This is a genomic window from Roseomonas sp. BN140053 (assembly GCF_047690175.1).
Lineage (GTDB): Bacteria > Pseudomonadota > Alphaproteobacteria > Acetobacterales > Acetobacteraceae > Roseomonas.
On sequence record NZ_JBLLEB010000001.1, the window covers coordinates 160,471 to 179,287 of the forward strand.

Annotated in this window: 17 protein-coding genes; 8 read left to right on the plus strand and 9 right to left on the minus strand. The window is 70.9% G+C overall.

The features are described 5' to 3' along the window. The first annotated feature begins 95 nt into the window (after positions 1–95). Entirely contained in the window at positions 96–1,247 is a 1,152-nt protein-coding gene (locus tag ACLIBK_RS00800; RefSeq protein ID WP_415385303.1) for a sensor histidine kinase, read from the plus strand. A gap of 58 nt (positions 1,248–1,305) precedes the next feature. Beyond that, positions 1,306–1,674 (plus strand): response regulator, encoded by a 369-nt coding sequence (locus ACLIBK_RS00805; RefSeq protein ID WP_415385304.1) that lies wholly within the window; start codon positions 1,306–1,308, stop codon positions 1,672–1,674. A gap of 40 nt (positions 1,675–1,714) precedes the next feature. On the opposite strand, the gene ACLIBK_RS00810 is transcribed toward ACLIBK_RS00805, so the two are convergent. Beyond that, positions 1,715–2,707 carry an ABC transporter substrate-binding protein gene (locus tag ACLIBK_RS00810; protein WP_415385305.1) on the minus strand — a complete coding sequence of 331 codons (993 nt, stop codon included), beginning with the start codon at positions 2,705–2,707 and terminating at the stop codon, positions 1,715–1,717. Between the two features lie 145 nt (positions 2,708–2,852). On the opposite strand from ACLIBK_RS00810, the gene ACLIBK_RS00815 reads away from it, so the two are divergent. Further along, on the plus strand, positions 2,853–3,830 hold the full coding sequence (locus ACLIBK_RS00815) for a Bug family tripartite tricarboxylate transporter substrate binding protein (RefSeq protein ID WP_415385306.1): 978 nt from the start codon (positions 2,853–2,855) through the stop codon (positions 3,828–3,830). Positions 3,831–3,843: 13 nt separating this feature from the next. Here the strand turns inward: ACLIBK_RS00815 and ACLIBK_RS00820 are convergent, their stop codons facing one another. From ACLIBK_RS00820 to ACLIBK_RS00840, 5 genes are read right to left on the minus strand one after another with little or no spacing between them, the layout of a single operon-like run. Next, positions 3,844–4,821: a Bug family tripartite tricarboxylate transporter substrate binding protein gene (locus tag ACLIBK_RS00820; protein WP_415385307.1), complete on the minus strand. Its 978-nt coding sequence runs from the start codon at positions 4,819–4,821 to the stop codon at positions 3,844–3,846. 52 nt (positions 4,822–4,873) lie between these two features. Next, positions 4,874–5,881: an amidohydrolase family protein gene (locus tag ACLIBK_RS00825; protein ID WP_415385308.1), complete on the minus strand. Its 1,008-nt coding sequence runs from the start codon at positions 5,879–5,881 to the stop codon at positions 4,874–4,876. A gap of 35 nt (positions 5,882–5,916) precedes the next feature. Next, positions 5,917–6,897, minus strand: a complete 981-nt coding sequence (locus ACLIBK_RS00830) for a Bug family tripartite tricarboxylate transporter substrate binding protein (protein ID WP_415385309.1) — start codon at positions 6,895–6,897, stop codon at positions 5,917–5,919. An 11-nt stretch (positions 6,898–6,908) separates the two neighbouring features. Further along, entirely contained in the window at positions 6,909–7,895 is a 987-nt protein-coding gene (locus ACLIBK_RS00835; protein WP_415385310.1) for a Bug family tripartite tricarboxylate transporter substrate binding protein, read from the minus strand. 51 nt (positions 7,896–7,946) lie between these two features. Next, positions 7,947–8,939 carry an amidohydrolase family protein gene (locus tag ACLIBK_RS00840; protein ID WP_415385311.1) on the minus strand — a complete coding sequence of 331 codons (993 nt, stop codon included), beginning with the start codon at positions 8,937–8,939 and terminating at the stop codon, positions 7,947–7,949. Positions 8,940–9,013: 74 nt separating this feature from the next. Here ACLIBK_RS00840 and ACLIBK_RS00845 point away from each other — a divergent pair, with 74 nt between their 5' ends. Continuing rightward, a complete protein-coding gene (locus ACLIBK_RS00845; RefSeq protein WP_415385312.1) occupies positions 9,014–9,745 on the plus strand; it encodes a class II aldolase/adducin family protein in 732 nt (243 codons plus the stop codon). Here ACLIBK_RS00845 and ACLIBK_RS00850 read toward each other — a convergent pair. Further along, positions 9,709–10,323 (minus strand): MarR family winged helix-turn-helix transcriptional regulator, encoded by a 615-nt coding sequence (locus ACLIBK_RS00850; protein WP_415385313.1) that lies wholly within the window; start codon positions 10,321–10,323, stop codon positions 9,709–9,711. The genes ACLIBK_RS00845 and ACLIBK_RS00850 overlap by 37 nt on opposite strands. Positions 10,324–10,467: 144 nt before the next feature. On the opposite strand from ACLIBK_RS00850, the gene ACLIBK_RS00855 reads away from it, so the two are divergent. The 4 genes from ACLIBK_RS00855 (at position 10,468) to ACLIBK_RS00870 (ending at position 15,933) form a co-directional block, all read left to right on the plus strand. Continuing rightward, positions 10,468–11,736 (plus strand): FAD-dependent monooxygenase, encoded by a 1,269-nt coding sequence (locus ACLIBK_RS00855; RefSeq protein WP_415385314.1) that lies wholly within the window; start codon positions 10,468–10,470, stop codon positions 11,734–11,736. Positions 11,737–11,987: 251 nt separating this feature from the next. Then, entirely contained in the window at positions 11,988–13,778 is a 1,791-nt protein-coding gene (locus ACLIBK_RS00860) for a thiamine pyrophosphate-binding protein (protein WP_415385315.1), read from the plus strand. Between the two features lie 33 nt (positions 13,779–13,811). Further along, positions 13,812–14,900 carry a Bug family tripartite tricarboxylate transporter substrate binding protein gene (locus ACLIBK_RS00865; protein ID WP_415385316.1) on the plus strand — a complete coding sequence of 363 codons (1,089 nt, stop codon included), beginning with the start codon at positions 13,812–13,814 and terminating at the stop codon, positions 14,898–14,900. Positions 14,901–14,964: 64 nt separating this feature from the next. Continuing rightward, entirely contained in the window at positions 14,965–15,933 is a 969-nt protein-coding gene (locus ACLIBK_RS00870; protein WP_415385317.1) for a Bug family tripartite tricarboxylate transporter substrate binding protein, read from the plus strand. A gap of 36 nt (positions 15,934–15,969) precedes the next feature. On the opposite strand, the gene ACLIBK_RS00875 is transcribed toward ACLIBK_RS00870, so the two are convergent. Together ACLIBK_RS00875 and ACLIBK_RS00880 are read right to left on the minus strand one after the other, a co-directional pair. Further along, positions 15,970–16,962 carry an ABC transporter substrate-binding protein gene (locus tag ACLIBK_RS00875; protein WP_415385318.1) on the minus strand — a complete coding sequence of 331 codons (993 nt, stop codon included), beginning with the start codon at positions 16,960–16,962 and terminating at the stop codon, positions 15,970–15,972. Between the two features lie 105 nt (positions 16,963–17,067). Then, positions 17,068–18,801: a thiamine pyrophosphate-requiring protein gene (locus ACLIBK_RS00880; protein WP_415385319.1), complete on the minus strand. Its 1,734-nt coding sequence runs from the start codon at positions 18,799–18,801 to the stop codon at positions 17,068–17,070. Positions 18,802–18,817: the final 16 nt, after the last annotated feature.

Consider the following 18,817-nt stretch of genomic DNA (forward strand, 5'->3'; position numbering starts at 1 on the left):
AGGAACTTCACCGAACCTCCCGGGAGGCGGCACCGATGCCGGTGTTCCGTGTGGGAGAGGTGGATTTTCGGTCCGGAATCACGTAACGGTGAACCATGCAGCCGATCGACCACCCGCCGAGTGGAGGCGAACTCGCCGTTCGGCTAAGGCAACAGCAGCTCGTTGCCGCCTTCGGCCTTTTTGCCTTGCGGGAGGACGACCTGCAGAGCACGCTTCAGGAAGCCTGCCGCGTGGCGGCCGAGGGCATGCGGACCTCCCTGGCCAAGGTGCTGGAATGGCTGCCCGGGGAACAGATGCTGCTGATGCGCGCCGGCGTCGGCTGGCGGCCGGGGGTGGTGGGCCACGCGCTGTTCGGGGCCGATGATCGCAGCCCCGCCGGTCACGCCTTCCGGACGGGCGAGCCGGTGATCTCCAACCACCTCGATGGCGAGAACCGCTTCCGCACCCCCGCCGTGCTGGCGGAGCACGGGGTCAAGCGCGCCATCAACGTGCTGGTGGAGGACGGCAAGCAGCCCTTCGGCGTGCTGGAAGCCGACGCCACGGATCGCGAGGACTTTGCCGACCACGACACCAGTTTCCTGCAAACCCTGGCCGCCACGCTGGGGGCCGTGGTGCGGCGGCACGCGAAGCATGCGGAAAGCCTGCGCGAGAAGGACCTCATGATGCTGGAGGTCCACCACCGCGTGAAGAACTCCCTCCAGCTCGTGCAGAACCTGCTCAGCCTCCAGGCCCGGGCTGCCAAGGGCACGGAGGCGGCGTCGCAGCTGGGCGAGAGCGCCGCCCGGGTGCGCACCATCGGCGCCATCCATGACCGCCTGTACCGCTCCGGTGCCGCGCTGGAGGTCGAGGTCGGGCCTTATCTGCAGAGCCTGCTGGACGACATGTCCGCCGCCATGGGATCCACCCTGACCGGGCGGAGCCTGGAACTGGACGTGGCGGCGATGACCTGGGCCGTGGCCGACGTGCCCAATCTTGGCCTGACAGTGACGGAGCTGGTCACCAACGCCATGAAGTACGGCGAGGGCACGATCCGGGTGACCCTGCGCGAGCAGGATGATGGCCGCATCCTGCTGGCGGTGGAGGATGAGGGCCGGGGTCTGCCGGCGGATTTCGACCCCGCCGCGGTGCACGGGCTGGGCATGCGGCTGATCCGCGGCTTGGTGCGTGACGGCCGTGTCGAGGTGGACCGGCACGCCGGCCACACCCGCTTCCTGGTTCATTTGACAAGATCGCACGCGCCAACGTGAACTTCTGCCTCGTTCAGGCGCTCTGGTGTTGAGCGAGCGGAACGGGCGGAAAAAATCGGTGTGTGACGTGCTGGTTCTGGATGACGATGATGGCGTGCGGGTAACCCTGGCCGCCGTGCTGGAGATGGAAGGCTGGACCGTTCGGGAAGCCCGCGATCCGGCCGATGCCCTGGCCATCCTGTCCGTGCCGGGCGCCTGCAAGCTTCTGGTCACCGACATCAATCTCGGCACGCCGCAGGACGGCTTCGCGGTGGCCGACCAGGCCCGCAGCCTGCTGCCCGACATGCCCGTGATCTACGTGAGCGGCCGGCCCTGGATCTTCGCCGAGCACCACCTGGCCCAGGATGAGCGCGCCCTGGCCAAGCCCTTCCGCTCGGAAGAACTGACCGACGCCGTGCGCGAGTTGCTGCACCACACGGTGCACTGAGCGGGCAGGGGGGCCGTCGCCGGCCCCCCCCGCCTGTCCGTCAGACCTTTACCTGCTCCAGCGTGGACGGGTGGAACACTTCGTCCAGCGTCAGCCGCCGCGGCGAGAGGCCCTGGCGGTGGTGGTGGTCCAGCAGCGCCTCGATGGTGGTCTCGTTGCCGGCAACGCCGTAGGGCCAGAAATCCTTGCCCATGACCTGGCGCGTGTGCGCGGCCTCTTCCAGCAGGAAGGGCAGGCTGACCGCCAGCGCCGCGTCGTTGTCGAAGCTGGCCATCGCCATGTCGCGGGCCTTGCTGAAGGCCTTGAACACGCTGGCAGGCAGCCAGGGGTGCTGCTCCACCAGGGTGCGGCGCACGCCCACGAGGTGCATGATCGGGAAGATGCGCGTGCGGCCGAAGTAGTCCGCGGCGGCCTGCCCCGTGTCGGGAAACAGCCGCACGATCTCGCCGAGACCCTGGCCGTAGCACAGCGGCGGCCGCGGGGTGACCAGGGCGTCGATCTCGCCTGCCAGCAGCATCTCGCCCAGGGCACGGTTCTGCGGGATCGGCTCCACGCGGATCGCGGGCGGCAGGTCGAGTGCCATCTTCTCGTGCCGGCCGGGTTCCTCGATGCCGCCGGTCAGCCAGTGCATCTCCGACGGCGCGACGCCGTGGTCGTCCTCCAGCAGAGCGCGCACCCAGACAGCCGCAGTGACCTGGTATTCCGGGACGCCGACGCGCTTGCCGCGCAGGTCTTCCGGCCGCCGCACCGGACCGTCCCGGCGCACGTAGATGCCGCCGTGCCGGAAAGCGCGCGACACGAAGGCGGGCACGCCGACATACGGACAGGTGCCGCGCGAGGTGGCGATCAGGAAGGAGGAGAAGCTCAGCTCGGCCACATCGAAGGCACTGTGGCGGAAGGAGCGGAAGAACACCTCCTCCGGCCCCAGGGGCACGGACACGGCGTTGCAGCCTTCCACGGCCACGCGGCCGTCGTGGATGGCCCGGGTCCGGTCGTAGTCGCCGCAGCCGATCGAGATCTGCAAGTTCGCCATATGTGTGTTCCTCCACGCCGAGCGCGCGCGAGCATCGGGAAGCAGCGCGCCGTGTCAATGCGCCACCCGCTTGACGCGACCGCGGCACATCGTGACCATTCCGGCCAGGAGAAGCCGGCAACGGCACCGAGGAGCGTCCCGCACCATGTTGCATTCCCTCCACCGGCGCGGCGTGCTCGCCGGCATGCTGGCCCTGCCATCCCTGGCGCTGGCGCAAACCGCGGAGAACTGGCCCCGCCGTCCGATCCGCGTGGTGGTGCCCTATGCCCCCGGGGGTGCGATGGATTCCAGCACCCGCGTGATCAGCGACAAGCTCGGCGCCGCGCTGGGGCAGTCGATCGTGATCGAGAACCGCACGGGCGGCAGCGGCACGGTGGGCGGCAGCAACGTCGCGCAATCGGCACCGGACGGCTACACCTTCATGGCGGAAGGCGTACCCAGCCTGATCAACCCCTTCACGCTGCGCAACATCGCCTTCGACTACAACACCGCCTTCACGCCGGTGACGCAGGTCACGCGCCTGCCGCTGGCGCTGGCGGTGAAAACCGACCTGCCGGCGCGCAGCGTCGCGGAGTTCATCGCCCTGGCCAAGGGGCGGCGCGAAAGCCTGTCCTGCGGCCATTCCGGCAACGGCACCGCCGCGCATCTGGTGGGCGTGCTGCTGCAGCGCGGCGCCGGCATCACGCTGAACGAACTGCCCTATCGCGGCGGCGCTGATGCGGTGCGCGACCTCGCCTCGGGCACGCTGGACTGCGCCACCGTGGCGCTGCTTTCCGTCGCCTCCCTGGCGGAGAGCGGCCGGGCCCGCATCCTGGCCGTCAGCAGCGCCCGCCGCACGCCGCTGATGCCGGATCTCCCGACGCTGGTGGAGAGCGGCGTGCCCGACGCGGTGATCGAGGAATGGATGGGCTTCTACGCCCCCGCCGGCACGCCGCAGCCGGTGATCGACCGCTTCCAGGCCGCGGTCGCCACCGTGCTGCGCGACCCCGAGGTGACGCGCCGCTTGGCCCAGCTCGGCGCCGAGCCGGTGGGCAGCAGCCCGGCCGAGTTCGGCGCCTTCGTGCAGCGCGGCCGCGCGGATGCCGAGAAGCTGGTGCGCGAGGCGAAGATCGAGGTGAACTAGCGGCCGCGGGTCGTCACTGGCTTCGCAGCCCGGCGCGCTGCGCCACCTCGGCCCATTTCGGCACGGCGCGGCGCAGTTCCGCGCCGAGCACCTCCGGCCCGGCGCCGCTGGGCTCGAGGCCGAGTTCCTCCACCTTCCGGCGGCTGTCGGGCTCGCGCATCATGCGTGCCACTTCCGCCGCCAGCCGGGCCACGATGGGCTGCGGCGTGCCGGCGGGGGCGAGCAGCCCCTGCCAGTTGGTGACGTCGAAGCCGGGCACTGCCGTTTCCGCTACGGTGGCAACTTCGGGGAAGGCGCCCGAGCGCTGCGGCGAGGACACCGCGATGGCCCGCATCTCGCCGCTGCGCAGATAGGGCATCACCGCCGCCGACATGACCCAGAGCGCGTCCACATGGCCGCCGAGCAGGTCCGTCACCGCCCGGCCGGAACCGGGATAGGGCACGTCCGTCCAGCGCAGGCCCAGCGACTGCTTCAGCAGCACGCCGGTGAGGTGGCTGGTGGTGCCCGTGCCGGTGGAGGCCACCGTCAGCCCGTCGCCGCGGCTGCGGGCCAGCGCCACGAACTCCGCCAGGCTGCGGGCGTCCATGTCCCGCCGCACCACCAGCATCCCCGGTGCCGTGGCCAGCAGCGCCACCGGCTGGAAAGAGCGGATCGGGTCATAGTCGGGGTTGGGGTGGATGCTGGCATTGGCCGCCAGGCTGTCGGATTGCAGCAGCAGCGTGTGGCCGTCGGGTGCCGAGCGGGCGACGTAGAGGTTGCCGATGTCGGTGTTGGCACCCGCGCGGTTCTCCACCACCACGGGCGCGCGGAAGGTGGCGCGGAACTGTTCCGCCACCAGCCGCGCCATGATGTCCAGCGCGCCGCCGGGTGAGACCGGCACCACGATCACCACTGGCCGCGATGGGTAGGTCGCGGTGGCGTCCTGCGCCCGCGCGGCCGGAACACTGCCCGCCAGCATGGCGAGCCCCAGCAGGGCATCCCTGAGTCGCATGCCGTTTCTCCTCCCCATCGGGCGCGGTCCTGCACGGGCCGCGCATGTCTGCTCAGCGGAAGCGCGGGAAGAGCCTCTCCGCGTTGTCGTGTTCCATCGCCGCCAGCCGGCCATCGGCGAAGCCCGGATGCCGTTCCAGCGTGGCGAGCTGCTCGCCGATGAAGTGCCGGTCCACATAGGGCCAGTCGGAGCCGTAGAAGACGCGGGACGGATCGGCCATCGCCATCAGCGCCGCCATGGGCGCCGCGCCGCCGGACAGGGCGGTGTCGAAGTGGAAGCGGTTCAGGTAGGGCGTGACGCCTTCCGGCACGCGGTCGATGAAGGGAGGGCGGTTCTTGTCGGATTCCTCCATCAGCTTCAGCCGCGTGGTCAGGTAGGGCAGGGCGCCCCCGGCATGCGCCAGCACCCAGCGGATGTTGGGGTAGCGCTGCATCACGCCGTTGTAGATCAGGTTGGCCGCCACCCGCGTGGTCTCGAACGGGTATTCCACGTAGGCGGCCCAGAGCTTGAGCTTGAGCGTGGGCACGTAGGCCGGGCTGGCCGGGTGCACGAAGGCCACCACGCCGCGACGGTCCATCTCGGCATAAAGGGGTTCCAGGATCGGGTCGCCGAGGTAGACGCCGTTCTGGTTGCTCAGGAACACCACGCCATCCGCGCCCAGCTGGTCCAGCGCGTGCTCCATCTGGGTCAGCGCGCCGTCCACGTCCGGCACCGGCAGCGTCGCGAAGAAGCCGAGCTGCCGGGGCACGGGGGAAACGAAACGGGCGAGGGCCTCGTTGACGGACTCCGTCAGGTAGCGGGCATTCGCGTCATCGCCGTGGTGCACGCCGGCGACGGAGAGCGGGTTCACGATCGCCCCGGCCGTGCCCAGCGCCGCGATGGTCTCGCATTCCCGCAGCGGGTCGCTGTTCTTGCGCAGCGGACGCGACGGGTCGGCCGCGCCGGAACGGGCCAGGGCGCTCTCGTATTCCGGCAGCACCACGTGGTGGTGCAGGTCGATGCGCCGGCCGCTGCCGATCTCGCGCGGGTCGCGCGGCGTGTCCGTGTGCGGCGATGCCATGCCGTCCTGCTCCCTGTGCTGCCGCGCGGGCGTTCCTATTCCGGCTGGATGCCGGCGAGGCGGATGATCTCGACGTTGCGGGCGTAGTCCGCCGCGATGGTGCGGCGGAAGCCGGCAGCGTCCTCCAGCACCGGCTCGCAGCCCAGCTCGGCCAGGCGGCGCACCATCTCCGGGTCGCGCCCGGCGGCCATCGCCGCGTCGTTGAGGCGCGTTACGATCGCTTCGGGCAGGTTCTTCGGGCCCCACATCCCGTACCAGACCACGAAGTTCAGCCCGGGCAGCCCGCCTTCCGCGCCCGTGGGGATCTCGGGCGCGATGGCGGAACGTTGCGGCGCGCAAACGGCATAGGCGCGCAGCTGCCCGCCCTGCACCAGCGGGCGCGCGGCCAGCATTGGCGCCATCATCAGGTTGGGGCTGCCCGCCAGCACGTCGTTCAGCGCCGGCGCCGTGCCGCGATAGCTGACCAGCGTCGCATCCGCCGCCCCGACCTGCCGCTTGAACCATTCCGTCGCGAGGTGGCCCAGCGCGCCCAGCGAGGAATTGGCGAAGGCGAAGCGGCTGGGATCGGCCCGCATCGCGGCCGTCAGCGCCGGCAGGTCGCGCGCCGGGATGGAGGGATGCCCCACCAGCACCAGCGGGCCCTGCGCCACCCGGGCCACCGGCGTGAAGTCCGTCAGGGAGTCGTAGCCGGGGTCGCGCATCACGTGGTTGCCGACGATCTCGGCATCGGCGTGGAACATCAGCGTCCGCCCGTCCGGCGTCGCCGCGGCCACGGCACGGGCGCCGATCACGCCGTTGCCGCCGGTGCGGTTCTCGACGACCCAGTTCTGGCCGAGGCTGGGGCCCATCGCCTGGGCGTAGAAGCGGCCAATGGTGTCGATGGCGCCCCCGGGCGCGAAGGGCACGATCAGCCGCACCGTGGCAGCCGACTGGGCACGGACGGGCAGGGCGGCGAGCGCCGCGGGCAGGGAGAGGGCGGCGCGCCGGGTGAGGGTAGCGTGGGGGATGACGGTCATGTGGCGGTTCCTCATTGTGGCTTCAGCCCGATGCGGTTGGCCAGGGCGGACCAGCGCGCGACTTCGTTGCGCAGATAGGTTGTCAGCGCCTCGGGCGGACCGCCGCGCCGTTCCATGCCCATGGCTTCCAGCTGGTTCCACACGGCCGGATCGCGCAGCACGCGGTTGGTTTCCGTGTTCCAGCGCGCGACGACCTCCGGCGGCGTGCCCTTGGGCGCGAGGATGCCGAACCAGCCGTTGATCTCGAAATCGGGGATGCCCGCTTCCGCCAGCGTCGGCACGTCGGGCAGCAGCGGCGAGCGCGTGCCCGCGGTGATCGCCAGCGCCTTGAGCCGGCCGTCACGCACATGCGGCAGGGAGGAGGTCAAGCTGTCCACCATCATATCCACCTGCCCGCCGATCACGTCGGTGATGGCGGGGGCGCTGCCGGCATAGGGGATGTCGCGCATGCGGACCTGGGCGATGTCCTTCAGCGCCTCGCTCGCCAGATGCGGCGAGGAGCCCACGCCGATGGTGGCGTAGGTCAACCGGTCCGGTTCCCGTTTCGCCCGCGCCAGCAGCTCGCGCAGGCTGGACACGCCCAGGGCCGGGTTGACCACCAGCAGGTTGGGCAGCGTGCTCATCAGGATCACCGGCACGAAGTCGGTGAACAGGTCGTAGTTGGCGTCCTTGTAGAGCAGCGCCGACACGCCCTGCCCGAAGGAGGCCGAGAGCAGCGTGTAGCCATTGGGCGGCGCCGCGGCCGCCAGCCGGGTGCCGAGGATGCCGCTAGCCCCGGGGCGGTTGTCCACCACCACCGGCTGGCGCCAGCTTTCCGCCAGGGCCTTGCCGACGATGCGGCTGATCAGGTCGGTGCCGCCGCCCGCCGGGTAGGGCGTGATCAGACGGATTTCCCGCACGGGATAGCTGCCGGTTCCCTGCGCCAGGGCCGGGGGACGGGCGGTGCCGAGCAGCGGCGCGGCGAGCAGGCCGGCCCGCAACAGGTGCCGTCGTTGCATGGTTCTCGTGTTCCCTCCTGGCCACCTCGACCCGGCGGCTCCTGTTCGGCCTCAGCGGAAGCGCGGAAACAGGGCCTCGGCGTTGCCGCGTTCGATGCGCCGGCGCAGATCGTCCCGCCCTTCCGTGGCGGCGGCGAGGCTGCGCACGGTGTCGCCCACCACGGCATCGGGAACATAGGGCCAGTCGCTGCCGAACAGCACGCGCTCCGGGTCGGCCACCACGTCCAGCGACTGGATCACCTGCGCGCCGGCGGCGTTGGCGATGTCGAACCAGAAGCGCCGCAGCCGGACCATCACCGCGTCGGCGGTGACCGGTCCGTACTCGCCCCGCAGCAGCGGCCAGGAATACGTCTCGGCCAGGGCGGGCTGGGTCAGCAGCCGTTCCGACAGGGTGGCGACGCGCCAGGACAGGAAGGGCAGGGTGCCGCCCGCGTGCGACAGGATGAAGTTGATGCGCGGGAAGCGGTCCATGGCGCCCGACAGGATCAGGCTGACCGCGGCGCGGGTGGTGTCGAAGGCGTACTCGATGGCGAAGGGCGGCAGGTTCAGCCCGACCTGGTGGGCCGAGGGATGCGCGGCGGGATGCACGAACACCGCCGCCCCGCGCGCGTTCAGCGCTTCCAGCACCGGGTCCAGCGAGGGATGGCCGAGGTGGCGGTCGCCGTAGCTGGTGAACAGCCCGACCCCGTCGAGGTGCAGCACGTCCAGCGCGTGCTCGATCTCGGCGCAGGCGCCGTCGATGTCGGGCAGGGGCAGCACCGCGAAGCCGCCGAAGCGCCCGGGCCAGCGGGCGGCGCATTCGGCCATAAAGGTGTTGCAGCGGCGCGACAGGTCCCGCGCCGCGGCGTCGTCGCCCGCGTGGGTGCCGGGAACCGAAACGGAGGGCAGCACCGCCGCGATGCCGTGGCGGTCCATGACGTCCAGCATCGCTTCCGGCGTCCAGTTCGGCACGCGCACGAAGGCAGCCGTGCCGGGGCGGGCCATGGCCACGCGGTAGGCGGGCGGCACCGTATGGCAGTGCACGTCGATCCGGGTGTGGCTCACCTGGACGTTTCCTCGTTTGATCGCATGCTGATTATCATTATACTGCGTGGCAACCGCAAGGGAGGAAAAGCCCGATGCCCGCTGAAGACGGCTCGCTGGACGCGCTGCTCGGCGATCTCGTGATCGCCAACCGGATCCTGGCTCGTGAGGGGGTGGTGGATGATTTCGGCCATGTCTCCGTCCGGGACCCCGCCGATCCCGGCCATTTCTGGCTGTCCTGTTCCCGCAGCCCGGAGCTGGTGGCCCGCGAGGACCTGCTGCGCTTCGACCTGGACGCCGTGCCGGAGAATCGTGGTCACAGGCGCCCTTACATCGAGAGCATCCTGCACGCGCGCATCTTCGCCGCGCGCCCGGACGTGAACGCCGTGGTGCATCACCATGCCCGCGCCGTGCTGCCCTTCACCATCAGCAGCCGCAAGCTGCGGCCGGTCTTCCACCTCGGCGCCGTGATCGGGGATGAGGTGCCGCTGTGGGACAGCACGCCGGAATTCGGCGACACCTGCATGCTGATCGACGACGCGCCCAAGGCGGACAGCCTGGCCCGTGCGCTGCGCGGGAACCCCACGGCGCTGCTGCGCAGCCACGGCGCGGTCTGCGTCGGCGGCAACCTGCCGCAGGCCGTGTTCGTGTCGATCTACATGAAGGAGAATGCGGAGCTGCAGCTGCAGTCCGAGGCGGGCGGACACGAGTTGCGCTTCCTCAGCCCCGGCGAGATCCGCCTGACCCAGGCCTCGCAGTTTTCGGAAGGGCCGATGTCGCGGTCCTGGAACTACCGCCGCGCACGGGCCGGCTTCGGCGGGCTGTAGGCCGGCCGGGGGGCACGACGCACCGCCGGCCGGGGCGAACCCGGGGGCGGGGCGGCCGCGTCCTCCTCGGCGGCGCGACGCACCGGCGTACGGCTGCCGGAATTGTGGTGCCACACGACGCGGGACAGCATGGTCATCAGCGCTTCCCGCTCGGCCGGCCCCAGCGGGTCCAGCATGCGCCGCTGCGCCCGGTCGGAGGCCGCCTGGATGTCGCGCAGGATGGCGCTGCCGGCATCGGTCAGCAGCAGCACCTTGCTGCGCCGGTCGTGCGCCGGCACCTGCCGCGCCACCAGCCCCTTGTTCTCCAGCCGGTCCAGCACGCCGCCGATGGTGGTACGGTCGAAGCCGATCGCGTTGGCCAGGCTGATCTGGTCGCGTCCGGGTTGGGCATGGATGGTTTCCAGCACCGCGTACTGCACGGGGGTCAGGTCCAGCGCGCCGGCTTCTTCCAGGAAGATGCCCACCGCGATCTGCTGCAGGCGGCGGATCAGGTGGCCGGGCTTGTTGTAGAGCACCGCCTCCAGCGTTCCGGACTCCTCGGACGCGGGGGGCTTGGGGTCGTCCAGGGCCGGCTTCATCGCTTTCCTTCCCCGATCGCGGCCCGGGGACGCGATCCGCTCTTGCATTCGAGAACTGTACTGATAATCATAGTGCTGTCAATTCGGGTGGTGCAGCGGCGACGGGCCATCAAGGGCCCGGACGCCCAGGGAGGAACTCCGGTCATGGCAACAGCACAGCGCGTACCGGTACTGGTGATCGGCGGCGGCATCGGCGGCCTGGCGGCGGCGCGGGCCATGTCCCTGAAGGGACGCAAGGTCCACGTCATCGAGCAGGCGCCGGAGTTCAGCGAGATCGGGGCCGGGCTGCAGCTCGCCCCCAACGCCCTGCGCGCGCTGGAGCGCCTCCAGGTGCTGGACGAGGTGCGCGCGGACGCGGTGTTTCCCCGCCAGCTGCTGATGCTGGACGCGGTGAGCGGCGAGCGCATCACCACCGTGCCGATCGGGGAAGCGTTCAAGGAGCGTTACGGCCATCCCTACGCCGTGATGCACCGCACCGACCTGCACGCGCACCTGCTGAACGCCTGTCGCGAAAGCCCGCTGGTCACGCTGGAAAACAACCGCGCGGTGGTGGACATCACCGATGAGGGCGAGGCCGCGCTGGTGCGCTGCGCCGATGGCTCGACCTATCACGCCGATCTGGTGGTGGGCGCGGACGGGCTGCATTCCCGCACGCGCAAGCTGCTGGGCGACGACGCCCCGCCGGTCTGCGAGGAATACGTCGCCTATCGCGGCACGGTGCCGATGGCCCAGATGACGGAGCTGGCCGGCAACGACAGCATGGTCGGCTGGATCGGGCCCGAGATGCATCTCGTGCAGTATCCCGTGCGCCGGGGTGAGCTGTTCAACCAGGTCGCCGTGTTCCGCTCGCACAACTACAAGCCCGACAGCGACGATTGGGGCACGGTGGAGGAGCTGGAGGCCAAGTTCACGCCGCTGCACCGCCTCGTCCGCGCCTCGCTGGAAACCATCGGCCGCGACCGCCGCTGGGCCATGTACGACCGCCCGCCGCTGGACAGCTGGGTGCGGGGCCGGATCGTGCTGCTGGGCGATGCGGCGCATCCCATGCTGCAATACCTCGCCCAGGGCGCCTGCCAGGCGCTGGAAGATGCGGTGTGCCTGGCGGAGTTCCTCGACCGCTCGCTCAACGACACGGATGCCGGGCTGCGCCGCTACCAGGATGCCCGTCGCGTGCACACCGCGCGGGTGCAGCTCACGGCCCGCTTCTTCGGCGAGGTGTGCCACGCCACGGGGGTCGCCGCGATGTTCCGCAACTCGCTGTTCCGCCTGCGGGACCCGGAGGATTATCGCCTGTTCGACTGGCTCTATGGCCATGACCCCCTGGCGGCGGAGAAGGAATCCGACAGCCAGGCGGTGAACTGGCTGCGGCATCGTTCCCCCGGCACCAATGCCGTAACGCCGTATCCGGGCTAAGGGCTGGCCAGGGCGCGGCCCGGCCCGGTCGGCCATGCCGCGCCTACCACGCATGGCGCTGCATCCGCGGCGCGAACCGGGCCTGAACAGGCGGCGATCCCGTCGGGGTCGCTGCGCGATCTTCGTCGTGCCCGCGCCGAACTCCGGGTGATCACCGCCACGGATTTCTTGGTGCCGGCCGCTCTGATCCGGGCTTGGCGGCCGGCGCATTGGCTGCCACGGTGCCGCGCAACACGCAGCGGGAGAGAGCGATGCCGAGGGATGATATCGGTGCGGAAGGCATGGACCGGCCGGTTCCCATCGAACCGGGCAGCAACCGCATCTGGGGCAGCGACGCCATCGCCGAGGTGCTGCGCGCGATGGAGATCCCCTTCATCGCCCTCAACCCCGGCGCCAGCTATCGCGGCCTGCACGACAGCCTGGTGAACCGGCTCGGCAACGCCGCGCCGCACATGCTGCTCTGCCTGCACGAGGAACACGCCGTCGCCCTCGCGCACGGCTACTACAAGGCCTCCGGCACGCCCATCGCCGCGGCGCTGCACAGCAATGTCGGGCTGATGCACGGCAGCATGGCCATCTTCAATGCCTGGTGCGACCGCGTGCCCGTGCTGGTGATCGGCGCCACCGGGCCGGTCGACGCGGCGCGCCGGCGCCCCTGGATCGACTGGATCCACACGGCGCAGGACCAGGGCGCGCTGATCCGCCACTTCGTGAAGTGGGACGGGCAGCCTGCTTCCGTGCCGGCGGCGCAGGAAGCGCTGCTGCGCGCGTCGCAGATCATGCGCACGGCGCCGCAGGGTCCGGTCTACGTCAACCTCGACGCCGCCATGCAGGAAGCGGAGCTGCCGGAAGCGCCGCCCACGCCGGCCGTGTCCCGCTACGCCCCGCCGCCGCCGGCCGCGCCCAATGCGGAGCTGCTGGCTGAGGCGGCGGCGATGCTGTCCGGCGCCAAGCGGCCGGTGATCCTGATCGGCCGCGTCGGCCGCTCGACCGAGAGCTGGGCGGAGCGGGTGGCCCTGGCCGAGCGGCTGAATGCCGGCGTGGCCACGGACCTGAAGACCGGCGCGGTGTTCCCGACCGAGCATCCGCTGCACATCGGCGCCCCCGGCACCTTTCCGAGCGGGCCGGTGCTGGATGCGCTGCGCGAGGCCGACGTGGTGCTGAGCCTGGACTGGGTGGATCTCGGCGGCACCCTGCGCGCGGCCGGGGCCGAGAGCGTGCGGGTGATCCGCGTTTCGCCTGACCAGCGCATCCACAATGGCTGGAGCTTCGACCACCAGGGCCTGCCGCCCTCCGACCTGTATTTCGACAACGAGCCCGACCCGGTGGTGCAGGCCCTGCTCGCCGCGCTGCCGGCCGGCAATGCCGCCCCGGCGAAGCCCCAGGCCGCGCCCGAGCCGACCACGGTGGAGCCTTCCGAGCCCGGCGCCCCTATGACCATCCCCGACCTGTCGGCCGCGCTGCGCGGCGCGGTCGGCGAGCGGCCCGTGACCCTGATCCGGCTGCCGCTGGGCTGGGACGGCGCGCTCTGGCCCTTCCGTGAGCCGATGGACTACCTCGGCCAGGATGGCGGCGGCGGCATCGGCAGCGGTCCCGGCATGGCCGTGGGCGCCGCCCTGGCCCTGCGTGGCAGCGGCCGGCTGCCCGTGGCGATCCTGGGCGACGGCGACTGCATGATGGGGCTGAGCGGCCTCTGGACCGCCGCGCATTACCGCGTGCCGCTGCTGGTGATCGTGTCCAACAACCGCTCCTTCTTCAACGACGAGGTCCACCAGGAGCGCGTGGCGCGCGAGCGGGGACGGCCGGTGGAGAACAAGTGGGTGGGGCAGGCGATCCGCGACCCCGATCCGGATTTCGCCACCCTGGCGCGTGGCCTGGGGCTGATGGGCATCGGCCCGGTGGAAAGCCGGGACGCGCTGGACGCCGCCCTGGCCGAGGCCATCGCCCACGTGGAGGCGGGCGGCACGGCGCTGGTGGATGCGCGCGTGGCGCCCGGTTACGCGCCGGCCATGACCCGCGCCCTGACGCGCGGTTCCGACTGACGCCAGGGCAGCGAAGCAGGGGAGGAAACAAAGATGTCGCAAGACACGACCGGCGCCGCGGCGCCGGAGCCCGTTTTCCGGGCCGGGGCCGCCACTGCCCCTGATGCGCCCCATACTGGGACGCCCGGCGGGCTGACCCGCCGCGGCGCGGTGGCTGCTCTCCTGGCGGCGCCGGCCCTGGTGCGCCAGGCGGCGGCGCAGGGCAGCGGGGGCGGACGCGCCGCATGGCCCGCCGACCGCCCGGTGCGGGTGATCGTGCCGCTCGCCGCCGGCGGAACCTCGGACTTCCTGGCCCGCAGCATCGGTGCCCGGTTGCAGGAAGTCACCGGCCAGAATTTCGTGGTGGAGAACCGCACCGGCGGCGGTGGAGCCGTGGGCTGGCAGGCCGCTGCCCGCGCCCCGGCCGACGGCACCACGGTGACGGTGTGCGACAACGCGCTGCCGCTCGCCGTCGCGCTGAATCGCGATCTCGGCTTCGACCCGAAGACCGAGCTGGAGCCGGTGACCATGCTGGCGGAATACGCGCCGATCCTGATGGTCAACCCCTCCCTGCCGGTGCGGGACCTCAAGGAGTTCGTGGCCTACGCCAAGGAACGGCCGGGCCAACTCTTCTACGGCTCCAACGGCGTCGGCGGCGTGCCGCACATGCAGACGGAACTGCTGCAGGACGTCGCGGGCATCCGCATGAACCACGTGTCGTATCGCGGGATGGCGCAGGCGGCGACGGATCTGGTGGCCGGGCAGGTGCACCTGGTGATCGCGGTGATCCCCACCATCCTCGGCCAGATGCGCGGCGGCACGCTGCGCGCCATCGCGGTGGGCACGGACGGCGCGCGCGTCGCGGCCGCGCCGGACGTCCCCAGCGCGCGGGAACAGGGAATCGATTTCACCAGCACCTCCTGGTTCGGGATGATGGCGCCCCGCGGTACGCCGCCGGAGATGGCGGGGCGGATGCGCAGCGCCGTGGCCGCGGCGCTGGACAATGCCGACCTGCGCCGCCGCCTGGACGAGAGCGGCGGCGTTCCCGTCGGCGGCACGCCCGAGGCGCTGCGTCAGTCCATCGATTCCGAGATCACGCTCTGGACCCGGCTGGTGCGGGAGAAGAACATCAAGCTGGAATAAGCGCCGTTGACGGCGGCCAGCGGCGGCGCGACATCCTGAGCCACGAACAGGAGGAACGCCCCTTATGAGGCAACTCGTCGCCGCAGGTCTGGCCGCGATCAGCCTGGCGTGGAGCCAGGCCGCGCTGGCCCAGCCCGCTTATCCCGACCGCCCGATCCGCATGATCATCCCCGTCGCCCCCGGCGGTGCGCCTGACATCATCGGCCGCGTCATCGGGCAGCGCTTGCAGGAGCGCATGGGCCAGCCCGTGGCGGTGGAGAACCGCAGCGGCTCCAACGGCAACATCGCGCTGGAGGTCGTGGCCAAGGCCCGGCCGGATGGCTACACGCTGATCGTTGCGGCCGACAGCCAGATCACGGTGAATCCGGCTCTCTATGAGCGCATGCCGATCGACGTGAACAAAGACCTGCTGCCGGTGGCCAGCCTGGCCGGCAACCAGTTCGTGCTGTCGATCAATCCCTCGCTGCCGGCGCGGACCTTTCAGGAATTCATCGACCTCGCCAAGCGTTCCGACCCGCCGCTGGCCTTCGCCTCGGGCGGCATCGGCAGCCAGCACCAGCTGTCCATGGAACTGCTGATGCGGCGCGCCGGCATCCGCATGCTCCACGTGCCCTATCGAGGCGGCAATCCGGCGGCCACGGCCACGGTGGCAGGGGAGGCCGCGGCGACCTTTTCCGGTACCTCCTCGGCGCCGCTGATCCAGCAGGGATTGCTGCGCGCCCTGGCCACCACCGGGCCGCGCCGCTCGCGCATCCTGCCGGACCTGCCCACCATTGGTGAGTTCTACCCGGGCTACGAGGTGACGATCTGGCAGGGCCTGTTTACCACGGCCGGCACGCCGCAACCGGTGGTGGATCGCCTGCGCCGGGAGGTGAACGAGCTGCTCACCGAGCCCGACGTGATCCGCCGCCTCGGCGACGGCGGCGGGCTGGAGCCCATGATCACCACGCCGGAACAGTTCGCGGAGCTGATCCGCAGCGACTCCGAGAAATACGCGAACCTGATCCGCGAGATCGGGCTGAAGGTCGAGTGACCGAGGGGGCGGGGGCCGCAAGCCCCCGCCCGCCGCTCACACCTTGAACTTGCTCCGTACCTCGGGAACGAAGAGTTCTTCCGGCATCATGCGCCGCTGGGTGATGCCCTGCTCGTGCGCGTAGGTGGTGAAGGCGTCCAGCGTCTTGCGGTTCGCTTCCACGCCGTAGGGCCAGAAATCCGGCCCCATCATCTCGCGCGACAGCTTGCTGTGCTCCGCCATCCAGGGGACGGGGAAATAGGACAGCGCCATCTCCTCCACCCGGGCCAGGCTGCGGTTCTTGGCCGCTTCCAGCGCCTGCAGGAAGTTCATCGCCAGCCAGCGGTGCCGCTCATAGGCGTCGCGCTTGATCACCACCGTGTGCATGATCGGGAAGATGCCGGTCTTGCGCCAATAGGCCGCTTCCGCCGCGGGGTAGTCGTCGAACATGCGGCGCAGCCTGCCGTCGCCGGAGGTGAAGGGCGTCGGCGCGCGGGCGGTGAGCACCGCGTCCAGGTCGCCGTCCAGCAGCATCTGGGACAGCGAGCGGTCGCGCACCGGCGTCACCTCCAGCCCCTCGGGCAGGTTCAGCTTCACCTTCTCGACGCGCCCGGCCTCGTTCACCCCGCCCTGCACCCATTTGATGGAGCGCAGGTCCACGCCGTACTCGTGCGCGATCATGCCGCGGGAATAGATGGATGCGGTCTGCGCCCATTCCGGCACGCCGATCCGCTTGCCCGCCAGCTGGTCCGGGCTGGTCAGCGGGCTGTCGGCGCGCAGGTAGATGGAGGAATGCCGGAACACCCGCGACACGAAGGCGGGGATCGCCACCAGCCCGGGATCGTCCTGCGACAGCAGCGCGATCACCTTGGCGAAGGACATCTCCGAGACGTCCCATTCGCGATGGAAGGTGAAGCGGTAGAAGATCTCCTCCACCGGCATGCGCAGCACGGTCAGATCCACGCCGGGAACCGGCACGGTGCCGTCCAGCAGGTCGCGGACGTGGTCGTACTCGCTCAGCGCCAGGGTGATGGGCACGTTGACGGGCATGGCGCTTTCCTCCTGTGATCCATTCCGCTCGCGCGGGCGGCACGGCGCCCGGCGCGAAAACCGGTGCGCCGCGCGAAGCGGCGCACCGGCAAGCATCGCTCTAGCTCAGAGCGGCGCGATCCGCACGTTCAGCACGGCCGAGACGCCGCGCTCCAGCGCGTCGAAGCAGCGCTTCACCGCCGCCGGCAGTTCCGCCGGGTCGGACACCATCTCGCCATGCGCGCCGAAGGCCTCGCCGACCTTCTCGAAGCGGCGCTGCACGCCCTGTTCCCGCCCGTCCAGCCGGGCATGGAACTGGTCCGCGTCCTTGGCCGCGCCGTTGGGATAGGTCCGCAGGGTCGCGGCCTTCACCGCGTTCCAGCCGCGGTTGTCCAGCACCACCGTCAGGATCGGCAGCCGGTACTGCTGCGCCGTGGCGTAGACGGCATCGGGCGCGGTGAAGTGGAACACGCCGTCGCCCACCACCTGCACCACGCGCGCGTCCGGACGCGCCATCTTGGCGCCCAGCGCCACGCCGCCGCTGAAGCCCAGCCCGCCGCCGGCGGAGCCGAGATAGGTGCCGGGCACGGTGCGGGGGATAAAGGCGCCCACCGTGCCGGCGTTGCGCACGGCCTCGTTCACCAGGATGTCCTGCGGCCGCATCTGCTCGGCCAGCACCGAGCCGAGATAGGCCACGGACACGGCATCCTGCTCGCCGGTCTTGGCCGCCGCCTGGGCACGGCGCTGCTGGCGCTCCTCGGCACCGCGGGTCAGCGCGGCGAGCCGGTCGGCCGCGCGGCGGCGGAAAGCGTCGTCGGCCTTGGCGCGCAGAACCTCCAGGACCTGCGGCAGGACCGCGGCGCAGTCGGCCTGGACGCGCAGGTCGGCCGGGAAGCCCCACATCGGGAAGTCCTTCTTCACCGCATCCACGTCCACCTGCAGCCAGCGCAGCTGGTCCGCCTTGGGCGCGAATTGCGGCAGGTAGGGCACGTCGGTGTCCAGCAGGATACCGAGATCGGCGCCCTCCATCGCGGCCACGGAGTCCGCGCCGACGAAGCAGGGGCTGTCATGCGGGATGTTCAGGTGCACCGGGGTGGTTTCCACCACGGCGATGCCGGCCTCGCGGCACAGCGCGTCCAGGGCCGCCACCGCCTCCGCCTTGCGGCCGAGATAGGAGGTGATGACCACCGGCTTTTCCGCCGCCAGGATCGCGGAGGCAATGGCTTCCACCTGTTCCGGCGTCGCGGCGCCAGCCTGCACGGAGCCGTAGCGCGCCGCCGGATAGGAGGCGATCTTCTCCTCGGGCCATTCCGCCGCGAAGACCTCGCGCGGCAGTGTCATGTAGACCGGCCCGGGCGGGTCGCTTTCCATCACCGTGTGGCCGCGCCGCAGCACCTCCTTCACGTTGACACCCGTGGCGAGGCTGTATTCCCACTTCACGTAGGGCCGCACGACACTGTTCATGTCGAAGGGGTCCTGCACGAAATGCACGAAGTTGTCGCGAGACCCCACCAGCTCCCCGTGGATGGTGTGCGGCGCGCGGCCGGCCATCAGGAACACCGGCACGCGGGAACGCGCGAGGTTGTGCAGCCCCATGGCGGAATTGGCCGTGCCGGCATCCACGTGCACCACCACCACCTGGCCCTGGCCGGTGGCCATGGCGTAGCCGCCGGCCATGTGCACGGCGACGTTCTCGTGCGGGGCGGTGATCACCTCCGGCGCCGCGCGGCCGTCGGCGCGCCAGCGCGCCAGCTCCTCGATCAGCGTGACGTGGTCGGTGCCGAGATTGGCGAAGATCCTGGTGAGCCCCATCTCCTGGAGCCCTTCCAGGAAGTAGTGGCCGCTGCTGTGGGTCGTCATGCCGGCAAGTCCTCGT